The organism is Cryobacterium sp. LW097 (genome assembly GCF_002205495.2).
Taxonomy (GTDB): Bacteria; Actinomycetota; Actinomycetes; order Actinomycetales; family Microbacteriaceae; genus Cryobacterium; species Cryobacterium zongtaii.
In genome coordinates this window covers 2,672,395-2,694,245 of sequence record NZ_CP021992.1, presented here as the reverse complement: position 1 = coordinate 2,694,245, position 21,851 = coordinate 2,672,395, and the positions used below count along the sequence as shown (strand labels likewise).

General features: G+C 68.7%; 23 protein-coding genes. 13 read left to right on the top strand and 10 right to left on the bottom strand.

Going from position 1 to position 21,851, the window contains the following annotated elements; genetic code table 11:
* Window positions 1–38 precede the first annotated feature (38 nt).
* From B7495_RS12580 to B7495_RS12560, 5 genes are all read left to right on the top strand, one after another.
* A complete protein-coding gene (locus B7495_RS12580) occupies window positions 39–440 on the top strand; it encodes a DUF2256 and DUF3253 domain-containing protein (protein ID WP_088456873.1) in 402 nt (133 codons plus the stop codon).
* 117 nt (window positions 441–557) lie between these two features.
* Window positions 558–941: a PH domain-containing protein gene (locus tag B7495_RS12575; protein WP_088456872.1), complete on the top strand. Its 384-nt coding sequence runs from the start codon at window positions 558–560 to the stop codon at window positions 939–941.
* Window positions 942–991: 50 nt separating this feature from the next.
* The gene (locus B7495_RS12570; RefSeq protein ID WP_088456871.1) at window positions 992–2,293 is read left to right on the top strand and encodes a glycosyltransferase; all 1,302 of its coding nucleotides are present in this window, start codon (window positions 992–994) and stop codon (window positions 2,291–2,293) included.
* A 147-nt stretch (window positions 2,294–2,440) separates the two neighbouring features.
* Window positions 2,441–3,952 carry a sodium/proline symporter PutP gene (putP, locus tag B7495_RS12565; protein ID WP_088456870.1) on the top strand — a complete coding sequence of 504 codons (1,512 nt, stop codon included), beginning with the start codon at window positions 2,441–2,443 and terminating at the stop codon, window positions 3,950–3,952.
* Between the two features lie 76 nt (window positions 3,953–4,028).
* Window positions 4,029–4,607 (top strand): heme-binding protein, encoded by a 579-nt coding sequence (locus B7495_RS12560; protein ID WP_088456869.1) that lies wholly within the window; start codon window positions 4,029–4,031, stop codon window positions 4,605–4,607.
* A gap of 61 nt (window positions 4,608–4,668) precedes the next feature.
* Here the strand turns inward: B7495_RS12560 and B7495_RS12555 are convergent, their stop codons facing one another.
* The 4 genes from B7495_RS12555 to B7495_RS12540 all read right to left on the bottom strand — a co-directional run bounded on the left by B7495_RS12555 (window position 4,669) and on the right by B7495_RS12540 (window position 8,566).
* Window positions 4,669–5,751: an IS30 family transposase gene (locus B7495_RS12555; protein WP_121678472.1), complete on the bottom strand. Its 1,083-nt coding sequence runs from the start codon at window positions 5,749–5,751 to the stop codon at window positions 4,669–4,671.
* A 253-nt stretch (window positions 5,752–6,004) separates the two neighbouring features.
* Window positions 6,005–6,364, bottom strand: coding sequence for a hypothetical protein (locus B7495_RS12550; protein ID WP_088456868.1), 360 nt, complete (start codon window positions 6,362–6,364; stop codon window positions 6,005–6,007).
* A gap of 313 nt (window positions 6,365–6,677) precedes the next feature.
* Window positions 6,678–7,967: an MFS transporter gene (locus B7495_RS12545; RefSeq protein ID WP_088456867.1), complete on the bottom strand. Its 1,290-nt coding sequence runs from the start codon at window positions 7,965–7,967 to the stop codon at window positions 6,678–6,680.
* A gap of 11 nt (window positions 7,968–7,978) precedes the next feature.
* Entirely contained in the window at window positions 7,979–8,566 is a 588-nt protein-coding gene (locus B7495_RS12540) for a helix-turn-helix domain-containing protein (RefSeq protein ID WP_168195322.1), read from the bottom strand.
* A gap of 486 nt (window positions 8,567–9,052) precedes the next feature.
* Here B7495_RS12540 and B7495_RS12535 point away from each other — a divergent pair, with 486 nt between their 5' ends.
* From B7495_RS12535 to B7495_RS12525, 3 genes are all read left to right on the top strand, one after another.
* Entirely contained in the window at window positions 9,053–11,224 is a 2,172-nt protein-coding gene (locus tag B7495_RS12535; protein ID WP_088456865.1) for a hypothetical protein, read from the top strand.
* A gap of 106 nt (window positions 11,225–11,330) precedes the next feature.
* Window positions 11,331–12,803, top strand: coding sequence for a peptide MFS transporter (locus B7495_RS12530; protein WP_088456864.1), 1,473 nt, complete (start codon window positions 11,331–11,333; stop codon window positions 12,801–12,803).
* A gap of 17 nt (window positions 12,804–12,820) precedes the next feature.
* On the top strand, window positions 12,821–13,579 hold the full coding sequence (locus B7495_RS12525; protein ID WP_088456863.1) for an alpha/beta fold hydrolase: 759 nt from the start codon (window positions 12,821–12,823) through the stop codon (window positions 13,577–13,579).
* A gap of 16 nt (window positions 13,580–13,595) precedes the next feature.
* Here the strand turns inward: B7495_RS12525 and B7495_RS12520 are convergent, their stop codons facing one another.
* Complete coding sequence (locus B7495_RS12520; RefSeq protein WP_088456862.1) at window positions 13,596–14,243, bottom strand: cold shock and DUF1294 domain-containing protein; 648 nt, start codon at window positions 14,241–14,243, stop codon at window positions 13,596–13,598.
* A gap of 47 nt (window positions 14,244–14,290) precedes the next feature.
* Window positions 14,291–14,623 carry an ATP-dependent DNA ligase gene (locus B7495_RS12515; RefSeq protein WP_088456861.1) on the bottom strand — a complete coding sequence of 111 codons (333 nt, stop codon included), beginning with the start codon at window positions 14,621–14,623 and terminating at the stop codon, window positions 14,291–14,293.
* Between the two features lie 176 nt (window positions 14,624–14,799).
* Here B7495_RS12515 and B7495_RS12510 point away from each other — a divergent pair, with 176 nt between their 5' ends.
* On the top strand, window positions 14,800–16,971 hold the full coding sequence (locus tag B7495_RS12510) for an elongation factor G-like protein EF-G2 (protein WP_088456860.1): 2,172 nt from the start codon (window positions 14,800–14,802) through the stop codon (window positions 16,969–16,971).
* A 70-nt stretch (window positions 16,972–17,041) separates the two neighbouring features.
* Window positions 17,042–17,635 carry a dihydrofolate reductase family protein gene (locus B7495_RS12505; RefSeq protein ID WP_088456859.1) on the top strand — a complete coding sequence of 198 codons (594 nt, stop codon included), beginning with the start codon at window positions 17,042–17,044 and terminating at the stop codon, window positions 17,633–17,635.
* Window positions 17,636–17,720: 85 nt separating this feature from the next.
* Here the strand turns inward: B7495_RS12505 and B7495_RS12500 are convergent, their stop codons facing one another.
* Together B7495_RS12500 and B7495_RS12495 are read right to left on the bottom strand one after the other, a co-directional pair.
* Window positions 17,721–18,005, bottom strand: a complete 285-nt coding sequence (locus B7495_RS12500; protein WP_088456858.1) for a hypothetical protein — start codon at window positions 18,003–18,005, stop codon at window positions 17,721–17,723.
* An 83-nt stretch (window positions 18,006–18,088) separates the two neighbouring features.
* On the bottom strand, window positions 18,089–18,547 hold the full coding sequence (locus B7495_RS12495) for a VOC family protein (protein WP_088456857.1): 459 nt from the start codon (window positions 18,545–18,547) through the stop codon (window positions 18,089–18,091).
* 308 nt (window positions 18,548–18,855) lie between these two features.
* Between B7495_RS12495 and B7495_RS12490 the strand changes: the two genes are divergently transcribed.
* Window positions 18,856–19,377: an HD domain-containing protein gene (locus tag B7495_RS12490; protein ID WP_088456856.1), complete on the top strand. Its 522-nt coding sequence runs from the start codon at window positions 18,856–18,858 to the stop codon at window positions 19,375–19,377.
* 41 nt (window positions 19,378–19,418) lie between these two features.
* Here B7495_RS12490 and B7495_RS12485 read toward each other — a convergent pair whose 3' ends face one another.
* Window positions 19,419–19,715 (bottom strand): hypothetical protein, encoded by a 297-nt coding sequence (locus tag B7495_RS12485; RefSeq protein ID WP_088456855.1) that lies wholly within the window; start codon window positions 19,713–19,715, stop codon window positions 19,419–19,421.
* A 27-nt stretch (window positions 19,716–19,742) separates the two neighbouring features.
* Complete coding sequence (locus B7495_RS12480) at window positions 19,743–19,949, bottom strand: hypothetical protein (RefSeq protein ID WP_088456854.1); 207 nt, start codon at window positions 19,947–19,949, stop codon at window positions 19,743–19,745.
* 196 nt (window positions 19,950–20,145) lie between these two features.
* On the opposite strand from B7495_RS12480, the gene B7495_RS12475 reads away from it, so the two are divergent.
* Window positions 20,146–21,006, top strand: a complete 861-nt coding sequence (locus B7495_RS12475; RefSeq protein WP_240632238.1) for a PPK2 family polyphosphate kinase — start codon at window positions 20,146–20,148, stop codon at window positions 21,004–21,006.
* Between the two features lie 11 nt (window positions 21,007–21,017).
* On the top strand, window positions 21,018–21,503 hold the full coding sequence (locus tag B7495_RS12470) for an NUDIX domain-containing protein (RefSeq protein WP_088456852.1): 486 nt from the start codon (window positions 21,018–21,020) through the stop codon (window positions 21,501–21,503).
* Window positions 21,504–21,851: the final 348 nt, after the last annotated feature.

Here is a 21,851-nt window from a genome sequence, read left to right as displayed (position 1 = left end):
GAGAGCGCTCAGGGCAGGAATCCCGCAGGATAGAAGGCATGGCCCACCGTCAACGCACCCCCGCCTCTCCCGATGATCGGGCAGACAAGACCTGCGCCTCGTGTGGACGGCGCATCGAGTGGCGCGCCAAGTGGGCTGACAACTGGGATGCGGTGAAATACTGCTCCGCCGCGTGCCGCTCACACGGCGTCAACTCGACCGACCTCCGGCTGGAGGAGACCATCGTGACCCTGCTGAATGCGCGGGCGCAGGAAGCCACGATCTGTCCGTCCGACGCGGCGCGGGCCATCGGTGGCGAGGAGTGGCGCGACCTCATGGAGCCGGCCCGACGAGCCGCCCGGCGGATGGTCGCCCGCGGAGAACTGCAGATCACGCAGGGTGGGTCCGTGGTGGATCCGTCGACCGCGAAGGGGCCGATCCGGTTGCGGCGACCGCGGTAGGGCTCTTCGGAAGCCTCGCAATGGGGGTCTGCCGCTGCCCGAGCGCGTGGCCGACGAGCAATAGATTGGCCGTGCCGCATCCGTTCAGACGCGGTGAACCTGACCCAAAGGACTCCCATGGATACCGCTGCAATCACCGCCTGGACATTCGTCTCCGAGGTTCCGATCCCGGCCGACGTTGAACCCATGCTTGTGCCGGGGGAGAAGGCGGTCGCGGCGTACAAGACGTTCCGGGACAGCGCGGTGTTCACGACCAAGCGTCTTATCGTGCGGGATGCTCAGGGGATCACCGGCAAGAAGGTCGAGATGTACTCGCTGCCGTACTCCAGCGTGAACATGTGGTCGTCGGAGAACGCCGGCTCGCTCGACATGAACGGGGAAATCGAGTTGTGGACGCGGGCCGGTCACATCAAGATCAAGGTGGGCAAGGCCGTCGACGTGCGAGCGCTGGACCGCCTCATCACCCATGCCGTGCTCGGCGCTGAGCTGGCGGTCGTCTAGAAACCGGCGCGGTCGTCGCCGGAACCGGCAATCGGCGTACTATCACCGGCATGACCGGCGTCGCGTCGACATCCGAGACCACCGTCACACCGCGCACCTACCTGTTCGCCCTCACCGACGGCGGTGGCACCGTTCCTCCCGAGCTCGGTGTCGCACGCCGGCTGGTCGACCGGGGGCACCGGGTCACCGTGCTCGCGGACGAGTCGCTGGCGGACCAGGTGCGCAGCACCGGCGCGATGTTCGTGCCCTGCCGGTGGAGCCCGGCCGAGGCGTTCCGCGACTATGAGCTGCGCACCCCGACGAGCCTCGCGCGGGGGATCGCCGACTACATGTTCACCGGTCCGGCGCCGGCCCAGGCCAGGGACACGACGGTCGCTTTGGACGCCGTGCGGCCGGATCTGCTGGTCACCTCCTCCTTTGCGCTTGGCGCCATGATCGCCGCCGAGGCCCACGGATGCCCGTTCGACGTGCTGCTCCCCAACTCCTACCCGTTGCCGGCCACGGGCATGCCGCCGTTCGGGTCCGGCCTGTCGCCCGCGCGCGGACCGCTCGGGCGACTGCGAGATGAGACCATGACCGCCCTGGGCGCCCGGATGATCGACCGGTACGCGCTGGAGAAGATCAACGCGGTGCGGGCCGACTACGGTCTGGGCCCGGTCGCGCACATGTGGGACCAGATCCACCACGCCCGACGTCAGCTCGTGCTCACCTCCCGGGCGTTCGACTTCCCGGCGACGCTGCCGTACAACGCCCGCTATGTGGGGCCGATCCTGGACGATCCGGCCTGGGCGGCCGAGGAGGAATGGACCGCGCCGGCCGGTGACAATCCGCTGGTCCTGGTCGCGATGTCCTCCACGTTCCAGAATCAGGTGGACTGCCTGCAACGGGTCGTCGACGCGCTCGGCAGCCTGCCCGTGCGGGGCCTGGTGACCACGGGGCCCACGGTTCCCGCCGACGCGCTCCGCGCGCCGGCGAATGTCACGGTGGTGGATTCGGCGCCGCACCGCGAGGTGATGCGCCACGCCAGCCTCGTCGTCACCCACGGTGGCCACGGCACCGTCATCAAGGCGCTCGCGGCGGGACTGCCCCTGGTGATCCTGCACCACGGCCGCGACCAGGCCGACAACGCCGTCCGGGTCACGGCCCGCGGCGCCGGCGTGGCGGTGTCGCGGCGCGCACCGGCACCGCGCATCGCCCGGGGCGTGACCACGGTGCTCGGCACCGACGACTACCGACAGGCCGCCGAAGCGCTGGGCCAGGCGATCCGACACGACGCCGCCGGCACCACCCTGCTCGACGAGCTCGAGACCCTGATACCGGCGCCCGGACGGACCACTCCCTCCGGGGCGTAACCGAGCCGGTGAACGGCCCCGTGGCGACGCCGGTCCGGCTGTGCGACTTCACAGAAACTCGTTTGTGTGTGAAACTTGACGACTTCTCGTGCCCGCTTGCGGCATCCGAGTGCCCGCAGGCCGGGCATCCGAACAAAAGGAACTCCAATGACGGATCAAACTTTTCAGTTGGCGGCGATTGTGCTGTACTTCGCCGGGATGCTCGCGATCGGCTGGTTTGCCTTTCGGCAAACGAAGGATCTGGACGACTACATGCTTGCCGGCCGCGGTCTGAAGCCCGGTACCGCGGCGCTCAGCGCCGGCGCATCCGACATGTCCGGTTGGCTGCTGCTCGGCCTGCCCGGCGCCATCTACGTGTCCGGTCTGGTGGAGGCGTGGATCGCGATCGGCCTCACCATCGGCGCCTGGCTGAACTGGAAGTTCGTGGCCCCGCGGCTGCGCTCGTACACCCACGTTTCCAACAACTCCATCACCATCCCGAGCTTTTTCGAGAACCGGCTCAAGGACACCTCGCGGCTGCTGCGCGTGGTCTCCGGTGTGATCATCCTGGTGTTCTTCACGTTCTACGTGTCCTCCGGCATGGTCGCCGGCGGGGTGTTCTTCGAGAACTCGTTCGGCTCCACCTTCCTGGCCGGGATGCTCATCGTCGCCGGCGTCACGCTGCTCTACACGCTCTTCGGCGGCTTCCTCGGTGCCACCCTCACTGACGTCGCGCAGGGCCTGCTGATGCTCGCCGCACTGATCGTGGTGCCCGTGGTGGCCCTCTCCGCCACCGGCGGCATCGGCGCCACCATCGACTCCATCCGCGAGGTCAACCCCGACCTGCTCTCGCTCACCGCCGGCGGATCCGTGCTCGGCGTCATCTCCGCCGCCGCGTGGGGCCTGGGCTACGTCGGCCAACCGCACATCCTCGTTCGGTTCATGGCGCTGCGCAGCCCGCAGGACGCCAAAGCCGGCCGCCGGATCGGCATCGGCTGGATGATTCTCACCGCCCTCGGCGCCCTGGCCACGGCGCTGATCGGCATCGCCTACTTCCAGCAGAACCCCGACGTCACCCTGGACAACCCGGAAACCGTGTTCCTGCTGCTCTCGCAGATCCTGTTCCACCCGTTCGTCGCCGGTCTGGTGCTCGCGGCGGTGCTGGCCGCGATCATGAGCACCATCTCGTCGCAGCTGATCGTCTGCTCCTCGGCCCTGGTCGAGGACCTGTACAAGATCGTGGGTAAAAAGGATGCGACGCCCAAGCAGCTGGTCATGCTCGGCCGTCTGGGCGTGCTGCTGGTGGCCCTCGTCGCCGGGCTGATCGCACTGAACCGGGATTCGACCATCCTGGAACTGGTCGGCTTCGCCTGGGCCGGTTTCGGTGCGGCGTTCGGCCCCGTGGTGCTGCTCTCGCTGTACTGGAAGAAGCTCTCCACCTGGGGTGCCCTGGCGGGCATGGTCACCGGTGCTGTGGTCGTGTTCATCTGGGGCAACTCCGAGCTGAGCGCCACGATGTACGAGATCGTGCCGGGCTTCCTCGCGAGCCTCCTGGTGACCGTGGTGGTCTCGCTGGCCACCTACAAGCCGTCGATGGAGATTGAGGCGGAGTTCGACGAAGCCGTGGCGCAGGCCCACCACAATTACACGAAGCCGGAAGTTGCTCCGGCCGCCGTCTAGTTCTCGGCACTGCTTCCGTTCGCACCCCGCCCCGACCGATCATGGTCGCGGGCGGGGTGCGTTGTAGCGTGGGGGTGTGACCGAAAAGCAGCCCTATGACCGTGTGCAGAGTTACGACGACTTCGAGGTGCGCCGCTATCCCGGCCATGTGCTGGCCGAAATCGTGGTCGGTGGGCCGTTCGACGAGGCCGGCAACCGGGCCTTCCGTTCTCTGTTCGCCTACATCAGCGGAGAGAACGTCTCCCGCACCAAGGTGGCGATGACGGCGCCGGTGGTGCAGGATGCCGCCGGATCGCGGATTGCTATGACCGCACCGGTGGTGCAGCAGCCTGTCGATGCCGGGGATGCCGAGGACGGCGGCTACCGGGTGGCGTTCGTTCTGCCGGCCAGCCTCACCATCGACAGCGCCCCGCGCCCGACCAACAGCGAGGTGCACCTGCGTGCCGTGCCTGAGGCACTCGTGGCCGTCATCCGTTACCGCCGCGGACGCTGGACCCAGGACAGCTACACGCGGCACCTCGACGAACTGCGGCAGGCCATCTCGGCCGCCGGGCTCACCCCGGTTGGTCAGCCGCGATTCGCCCGCTACGATCCACCGTTCAAGCCCGCGTTCCTGCGGCGCAACGAGGTGCTGATCAACGTCAACGCATCCTGAGCCGGCCGGCACCTCCAAAAGCGTGAACAGTGACTTTATTAGGATGCAATCGGGGGCGGATTCAACCGGTCAGCGCAACACCGGTCGGTTGTGGCTTCGAGAGTAGCTCGTTGAGGGCTTCTTTCGGGGTTTTCCAGTCGAGGGTTTTGCGGGGGCGGTCGTTGAGCTGGTTGGCGACGTAGTCGAGGTAGTCGTGGTGGTAGCCGGAGAGGTCTGTGCCTTTCGGGAAGTACTGGCGCAGCAGACCGTTGGTGTTCTCGTTGCTGCCGCGCTGCCAGGGTGAGTGCGGGTTGCAGAAGTAGATGTCCATGTCGAGGGCGATTCGGATCTGCGCGTGATTGGCCATTTCTTTGCCCTGGTCCCACGTGACGGATTTGCGGAGGAATTCCGGCAACCTGCCCATGGTCTCGATCATCGCCTGCTGGACCTCGTCGGCGCCGTGTTTGTCGGGCAGGTGCAGCAGCATCACGAACCGGGTTGTGCGTTCGACCAGGGTGCCGATCGCGGAGCCGCTGTCTTTGCCGACGATCAGGTCACCCTCCCAGTGTCCGGGAACTGCCCGGTCTTCGACCTCGGCGGGCCGGTCGCTGATCAGCACCATGTCGCGGATCCGGCCCTGGCGTTGGGTGGCCCGGCGTTGCGGTTTACGGAGCGCTCTCCCAGTGCGCAACGCCACTGTCAGGTCGCGGCGCAACGCCCCGCGGCCCTGAACATACAGGGATTGGTAGATCGTTTCGTGTGACACCCGCATCTCCGGATCGTCGGGGAAGTCCAACCGCAATCGTCGCATGATCTGCTCCGGGCTGGCCTTCTCCGATAGCCGATTCTGAACCTCGTCCCGGAGCCTGTCATTCAGGGCCAGTTTCGCTGGTTTCGGGCGGGACATCCTCAGATCTGCGCGACGCTGCGCTAACGACGGCGAGTACTTGACCGGCGTCGAACGGGGCCGCCCCATCCTCGACCGCGGTCGGTATTGATGAGGCAGATTTCGCTCCAACTCCCGCAGCACCGTCGACGGATTGCGTCCGATCGACCGGCTGATCGCTCTGATCGACAGGCCGGCGCTGATCCCGGCCAGAATCAGCTCGCGTTCACGAATCGACAAAAACCGTTCGGATGGCGGATTCAACGACAACGGTGTCATGCCACCAGCATTGCGGAACCACACGTCACCCTCCTGCGATGACATGCCCGCAACCGCGGCAGCGTCCTGCGTCGTAGCTCCGTCCCGAATCGCTGTCCAGAACACCCGACGCACAGCACGGGAAACAGGAATACGCATCATCACTCCAAGAAGTCAGAGTGTTGCGCTGACCCCTTGAGCCCGCGGGGCGCAGCATCCTCATTTGCGACCTATCTCCCCTTAATTTTTCGTCCCTCGGTCTCAGCGGCCCCCGTCAGAAGATGACGAGCAGGATGCCGACCACGAGGCAGACGCCCAGAAGGTAGAGCGTGTTGCGCGCGGTTGAGCGGAACACCGGTTGCCGCTGCCGCCGCGCGAGAAGTGCCACTGGAACCGCCGCCGCCACCAGCACGATCAGCAGACCGACCGCTCCGACGATGGTGGCGAAGACCTCTTCGCCATCGTTCGAATTGGGATCGCCCAGCCACCAGCCGTTGGCGTCGCCGATCGCTTGGAGCCCCAAGCCGAGAACAAGCACCGGCCAGAAGGCGATGGCGACTGCGATCAGGTCGATCAGGACGACCCCGGTGACGAATAGTCGACGGCTGCGTGTCGCCTGGCTGTTGGCGATCACCAGCTCTGGTCCCGGGGCACGAAGACGGCGTTACTCTGCATGGGCCCAGCCTAGGATGGCCCACCTGGGCGACTGTCGAGGACGTCCGGTCGGCACGAACCCCAGCGCGGCGGCGATCGTGCCGGGGGTCAGGTGGGCTGGGCCGATGCAGATCAACGACGTGGTTGGGCCAACGCGCGAGCTCGGGGACGGCCTGGGCTGGCTCGATGTCGTTGTGCGGGCAAGGCGCCGGTATGCGGGTGGCGCGCCACCCGCATAGCGGCGCTGCACCCGCATAGCGCCGCTGGCGCGACATAAGGGCAGCCGCGGTGGATCAGGTGTCGGTCGTCGGCGCCGGCTGCCGCTCCATCTCGCGCCAGGCGCCACCGGTGAGCGGGCTCAGCGTGACGAGAGTGTAGGCGACGGCGATGATGCCGAAGGATGCCGCGAGGCCGATGGTGTCGGCGGCGATACCGCCGAGCAGGGCGCCGAACGGCACGCCCGCCCAGGCGCCGGCGTTGATCATGCCGAACACCCGGCCGCGCATGTGCGGGGGAACGCGTTCGAGCTCCACTGTGCCCAGGATCGGGTTGATCGCCCCGGCGGCCAGGCCGGACAGGGCGGTCATGGCGACGAGCACGGGCAGTGGAGCGCCGAGGGCGAAGGCTGCGCTCGAGGGCCCGCCGGCCAGGGCGAAGCACGCCGCAAACGTCAGCCGGCGAGGAACGCGGTGGGCGACGAAACCGAAGACGACGTTGCCGATTAGGGCGCATCCGCCCATGACCGCGACCAGCAGACCCAGCACGGCCGCGCCGCCCAGGCGATCGTTCGCGTAGAGGGGCAGCAGGGTCGCACCGCGGGCCGCGTCGAACAGGTTCGTGATGAGAACCAGGCCCACAATCAGCCGCATCAGCGGGTCGTGGATGACAAACCGGAATCCCTCGGCGAGGTCGGCCCAGTAGCTGGTTCGGGGCGCGTCGGAGCGGTCGGTGGCCGTGGGCTGGGGGGAGTCGGCGGGCAGAACGGCCACGAACGCCCAGGTGAGCAGCGCCGAGACCGCGAAGGTGGCGGCGTTGACGAACAGGGCCGCCATCGGCCCCACCAGCGCGACGAGCAGCCCGGCGATGGAGGCGCCGATCAGCCTCGCGAAGCGCTCCGATCCGTCGAGCAGGCCGACGCTCTGCTCGAGGCGTACTCCTGCCCGGGCGGTGAGGCTCGGCAACATCACCCGCCGGGCGGTCTGCCCGGGGGTGTCCAGCAGTCCGCCGGCGAACACTAATAAGAGGAGTGCCCAGAACGGCAGACCGACGGTGAGGGCGAGCACCGGGATGGTCAGCACGGTCGCTCCGCTGACCAGGTCGGCGACGATGGCCGCGCGGCGGTGGCCGACCCTGTCGACGACGACCCCTCCGAGCGCGCCGCCGATCACCACCGGGGCGGTGGCAAAGAACGCGGCGACGCCCACCTCGACCCCGGAGCCGCCGAGGCCGAGCACGTAAAAGGGGATGGCGAACGCGGTCACGACGTTGCCCGTTTGGGAGATGGCGTGCGCGGTGAGCAGCGCGGTGAGGGAACCGGTGGCGCGGCGGTCGCGGGGGCGCGCCTCCGTGGTGGGTGTGGTCATCGGTGGGCCGGTCAGGGTCGGCGGTAGGCCTGGTAGACCAGCACCACGGGTTCGGCGCCGTCGCTTCCGGCGGGGTCGTGGGCGGCCCCGGTCTCGACCCAGCGGTCCACGAGCGCCTCGAGTTCGGCGCGCATGGCGGTGAGCTCCTCGACGGTCAGGCGCAGGCTGCGGTCACCGCTGGCGGCGGCGGCGACCCAGTCGCGGGGGAGGTTCGGTGTTGCGTCGATGTAGTCGGTGTACCGGGCGGCGTAGGCCTGGGCGATCGACTTCTGCAGGCTCGCCGAGGCGGCGAGCTGGTCGGGATCGTCGAGCAGATCGGCGGGCTCCCAGCTGGTGAGCGCGGTGGTGGCCTGCCACCAGTGTTCGCGCTGGTCGCTGCTCTGCGCCTCGGCGGGCTCGATCAACGCGATGGAGGCCAGCTTGCCGAGGTGGTAGCTGATGGTGCCGGGGGCTTCGTCCACGATGTCGCCGAGCTGCGCCGCGGTCTGCGGTCCGAGTTCGCGCAGCAATCCCAGCAGACGCAAGCGGGTCGGATGCGCGAGCACCCGCATCGAGGCGGCCGACGTGAGCGTGGTTCGGCGGGTATCGCGGGGAGTCATGCCCCCGACGATATAAGAACAACGATCATTGCGCAACACTCGTTGTGCATTCTCGGCAGGGCGAGAGGTGTCGGTGGGGGCGCTGCGGCGCCGGACGCGCATCCCGAACTCTGCGGGTCAAGCGCCGTTGTGCGGGTGGCACGCCACCCGCATAACGGCGTCTGACCCGCATGCCTTGGCTGGCGCATGGCTCTGGCGCGGCCGCGGGGGAGTCAGGCCCAAAAAGACAGCCTGGGGGAGCGTCTAGTGGTGTAGCGCCTTGTCGATCTTCTTCGCGTTGTGTGTGGCCAGCTTCTGCAGGTGGGCGCGACCCTTCTTGGCCTCCGGCCCGTTCCAGACTTTCCGGGCTCACGCTCCACCCGCTCGTATGAACCCAGGCCGGCCTTGGTGCCGAGGCGTAACTGACGAGGTGGAGGGCGGACGGACCTGTGGAGAGAACTGAGGATAACTCTTGACGCGACGGAACTTAACCGGTTTAGTTGACGAATGACGTACAACGATGTTCGATCAAGCTCCTGTTCATCCGCTCACTCACGGCCGGGCCGTTTCGCCCTGGCCGCCACCCTGTCGGTCGCCCTCGTCGGCACCGGCGCCCTGGCCGCCGTGCCAGCGTCGGCGGCCACCACCACCACCGGCACCACCGCAAAAAGCACCCCGGCGGCTCTCCCGGCCGCCGAAGCATCCGCCCCGCTCACCAACCTCAGCCACCTCAACTTCCTCCTCGCCGAGGTGCCCCTGCCGGTGATCGCCGGGCACACCACCTACCAGGCCGCGGAGAACCCGGTGGTCGAGGCACCCTGGACCTATGCCGACAAGAACGACGACGGCAGTTACAGCCCGATCGGCGGCGGTGTCCTCGACCCGGCCACCGGCTACTACAGCCAGGGCGCGTTCAACGCCGACGACACCTCCCGCGCTGCCGTGGTGTACCTGCGGCATTGGCAACAGACCGGCGACACGACGAGCCGGGACCACGCCTTCCAGCACCTGCGCTCGCTCACCTACTTGCAGACCACCGAGGGACCCAACGCCGGCAACGTGGTGCTCTGGCAGCAGGTGGACGGCACCCTGAACCCCAGCGCCAAGCCCGTCGAGCTGCCCGACCCGAGCGACTCGGACGAGTCCTACTGGCTGGCCCGCACGGTGTGGGCGCTCGGCGAGGGCTACGCCGCGTTCGCCGACGATGACCCGGAGTTCGCCGCGTTCCTCGAGGAACGGCTCAACCTCAGCCTGGCCGCGCTCAACGCCGGGTCGCTCGGCGACTACCCCAGCTACGACGTCGCCGACGGCGACCCGGTGCCGGCCTGGCTGATCGCCGACGGCGCGGATGCGTCGGCCGAGGCCGTGCTCGGCCTCGCCGCCTACCTGCAGGCCGAGCCCGCCGGCCCCACCGTGGCCGTGGCCGAAACCGCGCTCAGCCAGCTGAGCGAGGGCATCGCGGCGATGTCGACGGATGAGGGCGCCAGCGGCGACTGGCCGTTCGGCGCGATCATGCCGTGGACGAAGTCGCCCAGCCTGTGGCACGCCTGGGGCGGGCTGGCCCCGGCGGCCGTGGCGACGGCATCCGGGGTGCTCGACGACCCGACCCTGCTCGCGGCCGCGGTGCAGGACACCGCACAGTTCACCCCGCAGCTGCTCGCCGCGGGCGGACCTGACAACGCCTGGTCGCCGACCCCCGGCGAGGCGCAGATCGCCTACGGCGTCGATTCCCGGCTGCAGAGCCTGGTGGCCACCGCTGAGGCCGCCGATGCCCCCGGGCTGCTGAACCTCGCCGCGATCACCGCCGGCTGGTACTTCGGCGCGAACCCCAGTGGCCTGCCGGCGTACGACCCGGCCACGGGCACCGCCATCGACGGCATCGAGCCGGACGGCGGGGTGAACCCCAACTCCGGCGCCGAGTCGACCATCCACGCGCTGTTCTCGATGCTCACCCTGGACGCCAACCCCGACCTCAAGGCCGCGGCCCTGGGAATCACCGCCACGGTGGCCACCGACGGGCTCAGTGTGGTGGAGGCCGAGTCCGGGACGATCACCGGCGGCACCGTGACCACCCCGGCCTCGGCCTGGACCGGTGAGGCCAACTGGTCCGGCGGCGCCTACGTGGACCTGGCGGCGGGAGGCACCCTGCGCATCACCGTCCCGACCGACGACCAGGCGCGCCGGGTGCACCCGATCGTGAACCAGGTCGTCGACCCCGCTGGCACGACCACGTGGACCGTCGGCAGCAAGCGGCCGGGCAAGGGCAAGGCCCCGCTGTTGGGCAGCACAGCCAACGGCGGCGCCGGCGAGCAAGGCGTCACCGAGGTGCCCGGCCAGCTACTGCCGCTGCCACTGGCCAACACCTTGCCGGGCAAGGCCAGCGAGGTCGTCGGCACGACGGATGCTTCGGTGCAGCTGGACGCGCTGCTGATCCAGCCGCTGATCTCCACGGTCGCGGTGACCGGGCCGGACGGCGACTCGTCGCTGTTCGTGAGCGCCGACGTCGCTGACACGAAGCGCCGCATCGACGTGCCGCGCGGGCAGCAGCTGGTGCAGCAGGCCTTCGACGCCGCCGGCCAGCCGATCCCCGACGCGCACAACGGCAAGGGCGACAAGCGCGGCGGCACGGTGTTCATCGCCGCCGGCGGGTTCACCCAGGTGTGGTTCGAGGCCCGATGACTCGCGAATTCGATTCCACGGATGCCGCGGAGCGCCATAGCCGATGCCGCTCGCGTCAGCCGACCCACGGTATTCGGAGTTTCGCCTCCGTAGTATCGTCGGAACAATGACAAACATTGCGGAGTCAGCTGCAGGCACCCCACAGGACGACCATCGGTTCTTTGGTCAGCCTCGGGCGCTGGCCAGCATTTTCGGTGTCGAGATGTGGGAACGCTTCTCGTTCTACGGGATGCAGGGCATCCTGCTGCTCTATTTGTACTACTCGGCGGCGGAGGGCGGCCTCGATATCCCGCAGGCCACGGCCGCGGGCATCGTCGGGGCGTACGGCGGAGCGGTTTACCTCTCCACCATCCTGGGCGCCTGGATCGCCGACCGGCTGGCCGGCTCCGAACGGGTGCTCTACGTCAGTGCGGTCGTCATCATGGTCGGGCACATCGCTCTGGCCCTGATCCCGGGCGTCGCCGGAGTCATCGTCGGCCTGATCCTGATCGCGCTCGGCAGCGGTGGTCTCAAGGCCAACGCGACCTCCGTGGTCGGCACGCTGTACCGCAAGGACGATCCCCGCCGCGACGCCGGTTTCTCCTTGTTCTACCTCGGCATCAACCTGGGCGCGTTCTTCGGCCCGATCCTCACCGGACTGCTGCAGTCAACTATCGGCTTCCATTACGGATTCGGTCTGGCCGCCGTGGGAATGGCGATCGGTCTGACCCAGTACTCGTTCGGGCGCAAGCGCCTGCCCGACTCCTCCCGCGAGGTGCCCGACCCGCTGCCGCGCAGCAAGTACCTGCCGTACGCGATGATCGCGGCCGCGTTCATCGTGCTCATCGTGGTGCTGGTGCTCATGGGGATCATCACCGCCTCGAACCTGGTGACCATCGTCATCGGCGTGACGATCGTCGCATCCGTGTCGTACTTCGTCGTGATTCTCACCAACCGGAACATCACCACGGTGGAACGGAAGCGCGTGTACGCGTTCATCCCGCTGTTCGTGGCGAGTGTGGCGTTCTGGTCGCTCTACCAGCAGCAGTTCACCGTCGTGACGCTCTACTCGGACCTGCGGCTTGACCGCGTGTTCTTCGGCTGGGAGATGCCGGTGTCGTGGGTGCAGTCAATCAACCCGGTCTTCATCATCGTGCTGTCGGGTGTGTTCGCTGCGCTGTGGACCAAGTGGGGCTCGAAGCAGCCGTCCACGCCGGTGAAATTCGCCTTCGGCACAGCGATCATGGGCGTGGGGTTCCTTTTCTTCCTGCCGTTCGCCGGGGGCGCGGCCAACTCGACCCCGTTGCTGGCAATGGTCGGCATCCTGCTGGTCTTCACCGTCGCGGAACTGCTGCTCTCACCCGTCGGGCTGTCCGTCTCCACGAAGCTCGCGCCCGAACTGTTCAAGACCCAGATGGTCGCGCTGTTCTTCCTGTCGGTCGCCCTCGGCACCGCCATCTCCGGTCTGCTGGCCGAGTGGTACGCGGTGGCCCCCGAACACCTGTACTTCGGGGTGCTCGGTGGCATCGCCATTGTGCTCGGGATTATCCTGGCGCTGTTCGCCCGGCCGATCCTGCGGCTGATGGGCGGGGTGCGCTAACCGACCGAGAGGGTGCCATGGAGCCGTCGCCGACGCCAACCACGGATCTGGAGTTCATCGAGCTCGGCTCCGGCCCGGCGTTCACCATGCTGCATCCCGGCGGCACCGACGCGCGCGCGCTCGCCCCGATTATTGAGCGTTTCGCCGAGCGGTATCGAGTGCTGGCGCCGGACCGGCGGGGGCACGGCCGCACACCCGACACCGACGGCCCACTGACGTTCGAGGGGATGGCGGACGACAGCATCCGCTTTCTGGAGCAGCACACCGCGGGCCCGTCCCCGCTATTGGGCTACAGCGACGGTGCCGTCGTGGCGCTGCTCGTGGCTCTGCGGCGACCCGACCTGGTGTCGCAGCTGGTGTTCGTCTCCGGTGTCTATTCGCTGGCGGGGTGGCCCGCCGGCACCCTGAATGCCGACGTGCCGGAATTCATGGTCGACGCCTACGCCGAGGTCTCACCGGATGGCCGGGAGCATTACGCCGTCGTGGCCGGGAAGCTGGCCCGGATGCACCAACAGGGTCCGACGCTGACGACGGCGGACCTCGCCGCGATACGGATGCCGGTGCTCGTGCTCGTCGGCGACGATGACGACATGGCGCTGGAGCACATCGTGGAGCTCTACCGCGCCTTGCCCGCCGGCGAGCTCGCGGTGGTGCCGCGCGCGTCGCACGGTGTGCTGGTGGAGAAGCCGGACCTGTGCCGGGATCTCATCGTCGAATTCCTCCGGCCCGACAAGCCGGACACCTTCGCCGCGGTGCGCCGCGCGCACTCGGCCTGAGCCGGGAGACCCGCCGCTAGAACAGGGGGCGTCGGGTCCACTCGACGAACAGTGCGAAAGCCGGCGTCGCGAACACCAAGAAGACGATCAGGTTGACGATCACGCTGCCCCGAAACGCCGACCGGAAACTGGCCTTCTGGGTCTTGTGCCGCAGCGTCTGCTGGGCGACGATGGCGCCCGGCCAGCCGCCGATGACGCCCCACAGAAGAAGAGTCGTCTCCGACACGCGCCAGCGCCCCGCGGTGGCCGCCGACTTGTCGACCGCATAAAAGGAGAAGCAGACGATGCTGGCGGCGAGGTAGAGACCGGCGACCCACACGGGGATCGGCCAAAGTGTGTTCACGACGAGGTAGCCGGCCACGAAGAACAGGATCGGGAGGTACCGTGCGGCGCGGGATGTGCGCCGGGCGGGGGTGCGACCCGACGACGACAGCATCCGTTTGCCCGCCGGGTGCACCCGTGCGGCACGGCGTTTGCCGTCTGCCGACTGCTCGATATCGAAGGTGAGCGCCTCGCCGAGTTGCGGCCGCGTGTGGCCGGCCGGGAACGCCTTGATATGCACGAAAGTTTTGCCGGTTCCCTGAGCGGGAGTGATGAAGCCGAATCCGCGGTCGTCGTCCCACGCGGTCAAGGTGCCGTGCACTCGTTCAGTTCGGGAACCCATGGCTCGAGCGTAACGGGCGCCGAGCCACCCTGGCCCCGCTCAGCGGTTCACGGTGCGGCGGGCGGATCCGCAGCCGTGGTGAGCGCGTTCGGTTCGGGCAGTGCGGACATACCCTCTGGTGTGTCGGCGGAGCGCACGAGAGCTTCGATCCAGCGGGGATTGAGCGTTGGCTTCAATCGATCGGTGAACCTGTAGAGGATTGAAATGTGGGGGTGGATCCAGATCGAACCTCGACCGCCGTCGCCATCTCTGTCCTGTCGCCAGGAGAACTGGAAACTCTCGTTCGAGTGCAGCTTCACCGCGAAGGCAACCTGAAGATGGGCGAGCATCCGATCGTTGAAGTCGATTCTGAGGCTCGAGTCGTAGACCAGATGTCCCATCAGATGACCTCCCTCACGGTGTGCTTGGCGAGACCCTATGCCTGGCAGGCCGGGATCGCTGGGGGGTTGCGCACAGGGGGTAGCGTGCCGGTCGGCCCTTGCCGTTTGGTGAGGTCTGGGTGTCAATTGGATGCAGCGGTGAGGAAAAGTTGGGACGACCACGTCGGGAGTTGCTCATGTCGGGAAAACAGGATGCGTCGAAGGGGACGGGCCGGGGCGGCGCGGAACAACGCAAGGCCGCGACGTCGTCGGGCCCTCCGGCAGATCGGCCGGAGAAAATCCGCAACGTCGCCCTGGTCGGTCGGTCCGGCGCCGGTAAGACCCTGCTCGCCGAAGCGCTGCTCGCGGCCACCGGTGCCCTCACCCGGATGGGCACGATCGAGGGCGGCAGCACGGTGAGCGACTCGGACCCGTCCGAGATCCACCAGCAACGATCCGTGGCGCTGTCGGTGCTGCCGCTGACGGTCGGCGAGGTGAAGGTGAACCTGCTCGACACCCCGGGCTACGCCGATTTTGTCGGCGACCTGCGTGCCGGGCTGCGGGCAGCGGATGCGGCGCTGTTCGTGGTCTCGGCCGTTGACGGTGTCGACGCGGCCACCACCGCTCTCTGGGCGGAGTGCGAGCGCATCGGGATGCCCCGGGCGGTGGTGATCAACCGGATCGATCACCCGCGGGCGGCGTACGAGGCGGTGCTCGCGGCGTGCCAGGAGAACTTCGGCGCCGTGTTGCCGCTGGCCGTGCCGATCCGCACCGACGCGAGCATCACCGGGCTGCTGGGGTTGCTCTCCGGCACGGTCTCGGACTCCGGCGCGGGCACCGCCGGGCCCACCCAACGGCCGGCCACCGAGGCCGAACGCGCTGACGCGGAGCCGGCCCGGGCCACACTGATCGAGGGGATCATCGCCGAGAGCGAAGACGAAACCCTGATGGACCGCTATCTCGGCGGCGCCCAGATCGACCTGCACACCCTCACCGCCGACCTGGAGATCGCCGTGGTGCGCGGCAGCTTCTATCCGGTGCTGGCGACCTCCGCCGAGACCGGGGTAGGCATGACGGAACTGCTGGAGCTGCTGACCGGCGCGTTCCCCTCGCCGATGGAGCGTGCCCTGCCGTCGGTGACGGACCTGGACGGCCGACCGGTGGGGCCGCTGACCTGCGATCCGGACGGGCCGCTGGTGGGCGAGGTCGTGCGCACCACCATCGATTCGTTTCTGGGCCGGGTCTGCCTGGTCCGCATCTTCTCCGGCACGCTGCGGGAGGACACCATCGTGCACATCGGCGGCCACGGCCTCACCGACCGGGGCCATCAGGACCACGACAGTGACGAACGGGTCACCCACCTGCAGTCCCCGCTGGGCGCCATCCTGCGACCGGTGCCGTATTGCGTGGCGGGAGACATCTGCGCGCTGACCCGGCTGACCGACGCGGAGACCGGGGACACCGTGTCCGACCGGGAGGCGCCGTTGCTGGTCGAGGCGTGGGAGATGCCGGAGCCGCTGATGCCGGTGGCGGTGCACGGCGCGACGCGCAGCGATGACGACGCGCTGGCCAAGAACCTCGGCAAGATCGTGGCCGTCGACCCGACCCTGCGGGTGGAGCGCAACGCTGAGACCCACCAGCTGGTGCTGTGGTGCATGGGCGAGGCGCACGCCGAGGTCGTGCTGGACCGGCTGCGCAGCCAGGGCGTGAAGCTGGAGACCGTCGACGTGATCACGCCGCTGCGGGAGACCTTCGCCACGCCGGCCGGTGCCCGGGGGAGGTACGTGAAACAGTCCGGCGGCCACGGCCAATACGCCATCTGCGAGATCGAGGTCGAACCACGGGAGCGCGGGGCGGGGTTCGAGTTCGTGAACAAGATCGTCGGCGGTGTGGTCCCCGGGCACTACATCGGGTCGGTGGAGAAGGGCGTTCGCGCGCAGATGGAGAAGGGCGTCTCGGCCGGATTCCCCGTTGTGGACATCCGGGTGACGCTGGTGGGCGGCAAGACGCACAGCGTCGATTCGTCGGATGCGGCGTTCCAGGCAGCCGGGGCGCTGGCGCTGCGGGAGGCCGCCGCGGAGGCCCGGATCCAGCTGCTCGAACCGGTCTCGGCGGTCACGATCAGCGTGCCCGACGCCTCCGTCGGTGCGGTGATGACCGACCTGTCCACCCGCCGCGGCCACATGACCGGCACCACCTCGGTGGGTGATGAGCGCACCGAGATCAGCGCTGAGATCCCGGATGCCGAGCTGCTACGGTATGCCATCGAGCTCCGGGCCTTGACGGCGGGGAGCGGTCTCTTCCGCCGCAGCTACCTGCGGCACGACCCGGTGCCGCACAATGTGGTGCCGGCGGCCGCGAGTGTGTGACCGGCCGTGACGGTGTGACCGGCCCGAGGGCGGCCGGCGAGGTGGGACCAAACGAACGGAGCGATCGACCATGACGCCAGTGACCTGCGATATCACCGTCTCCACCGACGGCTACGCGGCCGGCCCCAACCAGAGCCTGGAGAATCCGCTCGGTGAAGGGGGAATGCGGCTGCACCGCTGGGCGCTCGAGCAGCCTGCCGAGAATGCCGCCCAAATGGCGGCCATCCTGGAGGCGGGTGCATACATCATGGGCCGCAACATGTTCGGTCCCGGCCGAGGGGAGTGGGACGACGAGTGGACGGGCTGGTGGGGCGACGAGCCGCCGTACCACGCGCCGGTGTTCGTGCTGACGCACTATCCGCGGGCACCGCTGGTCATGGCGGGAGGCACGACGTTCACGTTTGTCACCGACGGCATCGAATCGGCCTTGGAGCAGGCGCGTGCCGCGGCGGGGGAACTGAGCGTGGCCATCGCCGGCGGTGCGTCCACTGTGCGGCAGTACCTCGCGGCCGGGCTGATCGACGAATTGCGGCTGCATATCGCGCAGGTGGTGCAGGGCACCGGCGAGCCCTTGCTGGAGGGACTGGACGACGTGAGATTGGAACAGGTGAGCTCGGTGGAGAACGAGCTGGTCACCCACGTCGTCTACAGGGTGGTGCACTGAGCCGTGCAACGCCGTGGCGCGCTCGACCCATCCGTTGGTTGAGCCTGTCGAACCCGGCGACCAGTCCCGCTCGAACCGCACTCTCTCAGCGAGGCACCGGCGCCGAGCTGTGCGGGCTGTCGTACTCGCCCAGGGCGTAGCGCAGCTGTTGGTTGAGGTCGTTGAGCGCCTGGCGCACGTTGTAACGAGGGTCGGCGCCCTCGCTCAGTGGCGCGGCGATGCCGTCGCTTGCGAGACGGTGCAGAAGGGTCTGCACCGAATGATCGTCGAGGCCGGCCATCCAGACCAGCCCTTCGAGGTTGGCCAGCACGCCGACGAGAGCGGCAGCATCGCGCTTACTGAGGGGGTGAGGGCAGTTGGTGTCATCCACACGGGCAGTTTCATCCGCAATCGTGATGAGGGCAATCCCCGTCCCTCCCATGTGAGCGCGGATGCGGCCGGCGCGAGGCGCTCCTAGGCCGGGACGTCGCTGTCGCCGGAGGGGTGTTCCCCGGCGTCGAGCTCCTGGAAGAGGGTGATCTGGAGGCCGGCCGGCGCATCCATTCGCGAGTTGATCGAGCGCCACGGGGTTTCGCGGGGCGTGGCGGTGAGAATCGCGCCGGCGTCAACGAGCCGGTCGGTGGTCGCCGCGGTGTCGTCCACCTCGAACGCGACGCGGAGTCGATGGCTGGGCTGGCCGTCGGCCTCGACCCGATCGATCAGCCGCATCTGGGCGGGATTGGACAGCTCGAGGGTGGCGATCCCGGCGCTGAGGATCACGACCCGGGCGTCGCCCTCGCCCTCGTAGGACTCCGACACTGGAAGCCCGAGCACGTCGCGGTAGAAGGCGAGGGCGGCATCGAAGTCCTCGGTCTCGACGACGAGGCGCAGCTGCCGGACCGGGGCCGGGTTGGGGTTCGTGGGTTCGCTCATGCTGTGGATGGTAGCCGCGCTGGGTGGCGGCCGTGCGTAGGTCGTCGAGCGTAGGGCCTTGGTGCACGGGTGACGCGTGGCCGCGAAGGCGGCGCGCTGTGCAGGTCAGGCGCCGCTATGCGGGTGGCGCGCCACCCGCATAACGGCGCCTGACCCGCATACCTCCACGAGCCCAGCGACGGCACGCCGACGGCGCCTCGACGGGGTGCGTACGGTACGTCGAGGAGCACCGCCGACGGCACCGCGGGCCGGCACGGGGTGCGCTAGCGTCGAGATGACTCAGTTTTGATCGCCCTCGAGGAGTTGCCATGACAGACACCACCGCGCCGTCCGGCGCCGGTCCCGAGCAGGACGACACCGCCGGGCAGGGCAGCCCGGCGGCCGGCAGCCTGGCGGCCGCCATCGCGCTGGCACAGGCGGCGCACGCCGGGCAGGTCGACAAGCTCGGGGTGGCCTACATCGAGCATCCACTGGGCGTGATGAGCCTGGTCAACACCGTGCCCGAGAAGACCGTGGCCGTGCTGCACGACGTCGTGGAGGACACCCCCATCACGCTCGACGACCTGCGCGCGCAGGGCTTTGACGAGCCCATCGTGCGGGCGGTGGATGCGCTGACCAAGCGGGCCGGCGAACCGCTCGCCGAGTCGATGGCCCGGGTGGCCGCCGACCCGCTGGCGCTGGTCGTAAAGCACGCCGACCTCGCCCACAACGCGAACCCGGTCCGTCAGGCCGCGCTGCCGCCCGAGATGAGCCGGCGGCTCACGGCCAAGTACACGGAGTCAGCCCGGCTGCTCGGCACCACGCTCGCGGCGGTGCTCGACAGGGGATGACGGCTGCGCTCAGGTAGCGCCCGCGCGGGTCGGCTCCGCGACTACCGGCGCTTGGCGAGCAGGGCGCCGAGGCCGGTCACCGCGGCGACGGCGACGGAGCCGAGCGTGAGGACCAGGGTGGGGTTGCGCTTGTAGGCGTCGGTGAGCTTCCCGAACGTGTCGGTCGCGAACTCCCGTGCCGAGGCGATGGCTGCGGTGGTGTCGATGTCGCGCAGGGCCGCGGTGGCGGTGGCGACGGTGTCGTCGACGGCGTGGCGGGCCTGGTCGGCGAGCTCGCCGGCCTTCGCGACGGTGTCCTCGACGAGGTCGTGGGCCTGCTGTGCGGTGTTGTCAGTCATGAGATTCCTTTCGAAGGGGGTGCTGGCTTAGCGGTGAACGGCCTTGGTGATCTTCTTCGTGTTGCGGCGGGCGAGCTTCTTCGTGCCGGCGCGGGCCTTCTTCACGGTCGGGTCGTTCCACGCCTTCTTGGCGTTGCGGCGGATCTGCTTGTACCGGCCTCGGCCGGCCTTGGCGCCGATGAAGTAGAACGCGAAGGCCACGGCGGCGGCGAGGAGAAGACGAAGTGCGGTCATGGTGGCCTGCTTTCTGGTTGGGGACTGAGGCGAGGCGTCCGAGCCCGGGCCGGGTACGGCCGAGCTGACCGGCCACGGTGCCGAGCGGATGACTCGCCCTACCTATGAGTGGCGTGAAACCGGCAATTCGTCACGGAATCCACCGTTTTCGGCAGCCGTCGGAGCAGAATGGCAACATCCGACGAAGGGAGCCACTGTGGCCTCGACATCCGCTTCCGCCTGGACGGACGCATCCAGCAACCTGCTCAAGGTCACCCGCGGGTTCGTCCTCGGCACCGTCGATCCCGGCTCAACGCCCGGCTTCAGCGGCAGCAAAACGGATGCCCAGACCGCCGGGGTCGCCGCCGCTGAGGCACTCTCGCACCAGCAGGAGATGCTCTTCGCCAACAGCCGGGAGGGCGACCCGCGCAAGATCCTGCTCATCCTGCAGGGGATGGACACCTCCGGTAAGGGCGGTATCGTGCGCCACGTGGTGGGCGCTGTCGACCCCCAGGGCGTCAGCCACGTGGCGTTCAAGGCACCCACCCCGGTTGAGCTGCGGCACGACTTTCTGTGGCGCATCCGCCGAGAGCTGCCCACCGCCGGCATGATCGGAGTCTTCGACCGGTCGCACTACGAAGACGTGTTGATCGGCCGGGTCAGGCAGCTCGCGTCGCCAGAGGAGATCGAGGAACGCTACGACCTGATCAACGCCTTCGAGCAGGAGCTCGTCGACGATGACACCACCGTGATCAAGGTGATGCTGCACATCAGCGCCGGCGAGCAGAAGAAGCGCCTGCTCGAGCGGCTCGACCGGCCCGACAAATACTGGAAATTCAACCCGGGTGACATCGACGAGCGCATGCTCTGGCCCGGCTACCAAGCGGCGTACCAGACCGCGCTCGAGCGCACCTCCACGGTGTTCGCGCCCTGGTACGTCGTGCCCGCCGACCGCAAATGGTTCGCCCGCCTCGCGGTTCGGGAGCTGCTGCTCAAGGCGTTGAACGACATGGTGCTCACCTGGCCGCCCGCCGACTTCGACGTGGCTGCCGAGCGGGCCAGGCTGGCCGCATCCTGAGGGGTGGGTCCATGGTGGTGTTGAGCGCGGGCATCCTGCTCTATCGGTTGACGGATGCGGCGGAGCCCGAGGTATGGATCGCGCACATGGGCGGCCCGTTCTGGGCGCGCAAGGATGCCGCGGCCTGGTCGATCCCCAAGGGCGAGTACGGGCTCGGGGAAGACCCGTTCGCGGCGGCGCGGCGGGAGTTCGAGGAGGAGATCGGGGTGCCGGCACCAGCGGTGGAGTATGTCGAGCTGGGTGAGTTTCGGCAGCCGTCGGGCAAGGTGGTGACGGTGTTCGCGGCGGAGGCCGACCTCGCGGTCGACACCGTGGTGAGCAACACGTTTGAGCTGGAGTGGCCGAAGGGGTCCGGCCGGTTGCGGTCGTTCCCCGAGGTGGACGATGCCCGATGGGTGGGTCTGGAGCAGGCCCGGGTGCAGCTGGTGCGCGGGCAGGTGCCGGTTCTCGATGCCCTGGTGGAGCTGCTGAGGGGTCGGGGGCGGCTGGCTCGGTAGCGGTTCGGCCCCTGGGCCTGGTGTCGGCTCGGCCGCGGGAGGGGTGGTTCGGGTGCCGGATGCCTGCTCCGGGGTGCTGCGCGGGCAAGGCGCCGTTATGCGGGTGGCGTGCCACCCGCACAACGGCGCCTACCCCGCATAACGCGAATTCCGGTCGGTCGGGCGCGGAGCATCAGGGACCGCAGGGGTTCAGCGGGCCACCTGCCGGGGCCGCCGGGCGGCGACCTCCGCGCGGTCATACCGCAATTCTCTCCAGCCGATCGAGCCATCCGCGGCCACCCACGGGGGCACCCTCAGGGGCACCAGCGGGGGCGGATCGGGTGCCGGTCGCCCGCAACCGGACCAACT

What these genes read in the sequence shown, in the direction of transcription:
- B7495_RS12535 (WP_088456865.1), top strand. Translation starts at nt 9,053, where the DNA reads ATGACGTACAACGATGTTCGATCAAGCTCCTGTTCATCCGCTCACTCA.
- B7495_RS12495 (WP_088456857.1), bottom strand. Translation starts at nt 18,547, where the DNA reads ATGAGCGAACCCACGAACCCCAACCCGGCCCCGGTCCGGCAGCTGCGC.
- B7495_RS12570 (WP_088456871.1), top strand. Translation starts at nt 992, where the DNA reads ATGACCGGCGTCGCGTCGACATCCGAGACCACCGTCACACCGCGCACC.
- B7495_RS12575 (WP_088456872.1), top strand. Translation starts at nt 558, where the DNA reads ATGGATACCGCTGCAATCACCGCCTGGACATTCGTCTCCGAGGTTCCG.
- B7495_RS12530 (WP_088456864.1), top strand. Translation starts at nt 11,331, where the DNA reads ATGACAAACATTGCGGAGTCAGCTGCAGGCACCCCACAGGACGACCAT.
- B7495_RS12580 (WP_088456873.1), top strand. Translation starts at nt 39, where the DNA reads ATGGCCCACCGTCAACGCACCCCCGCCTCTCCCGATGATCGGGCAGAC.
- putP (WP_088456870.1), top strand. Translation starts at nt 2,441, where the DNA reads ATGACGGATCAAACTTTTCAGTTGGCGGCGATTGTGCTGTACTTCGCC.
- B7495_RS12520 (WP_088456862.1), bottom strand. Translation starts at nt 14,243, where the DNA reads ATGGGTTCCCGAACTGAACGAGTGCACGGCACCTTGACCGCGTGGGAC.
- B7495_RS12485 (WP_088456855.1), bottom strand. Translation starts at nt 19,715, where the DNA reads ATGACTGACAACACCGCACAGCAGGCCCACGACCTCGTCGAGGACACC.
- B7495_RS12525 (WP_088456863.1), top strand. Translation starts at nt 12,821, where the DNA reads ATGGAGCCGTCGCCGACGCCAACCACGGATCTGGAGTTCATCGAGCTC.
- B7495_RS12545 (WP_088456867.1), bottom strand. Translation starts at nt 7,967, where the DNA reads ATGACCACACCCACCACGGAGGCGCGCCCCCGCGACCGCCGCGCCACC.
- B7495_RS12515 (WP_088456861.1), bottom strand. Translation starts at nt 14,623, where the DNA reads ATGGGACATCTGGTCTACGACTCGAGCCTCAGAATCGACTTCAACGAT.
- B7495_RS12540 (WP_168195322.1), bottom strand. Translation starts at nt 8,566, where the DNA reads ATGACTCCCCGCGATACCCGCCGAACCACGCTCACGTCGGCCGCCTCG.
- B7495_RS12480 (WP_088456854.1), bottom strand. Translation starts at nt 19,949, where the DNA reads ATGACCGCACTTCGTCTTCTCCTCGCCGCCGCCGTGGCCTTCGCGTTC.
- B7495_RS12510 (WP_088456860.1), top strand. Translation starts at nt 14,800, where the DNA reads ATGTCGGGAAAACAGGATGCGTCGAAGGGGACGGGCCGGGGCGGCGCG.
- B7495_RS12505 (WP_088456859.1), top strand. Translation starts at nt 17,042, where the DNA reads ATGACGCCAGTGACCTGCGATATCACCGTCTCCACCGACGGCTACGCG.
- B7495_RS12470 (WP_088456852.1), top strand. Translation starts at nt 21,018, where the DNA reads ATGGTGGTGTTGAGCGCGGGCATCCTGCTCTATCGGTTGACGGATGCG.
- B7495_RS12490 (WP_088456856.1), top strand. Translation starts at nt 18,856, where the DNA reads ATGACAGACACCACCGCGCCGTCCGGCGCCGGTCCCGAGCAGGACGAC.
- B7495_RS12555 (WP_121678472.1), bottom strand. Translation starts at nt 5,751, where the DNA reads ATGACACCGTTGTCGTTGAATCCGCCATCCGAACGGTTTTTGTCGATT.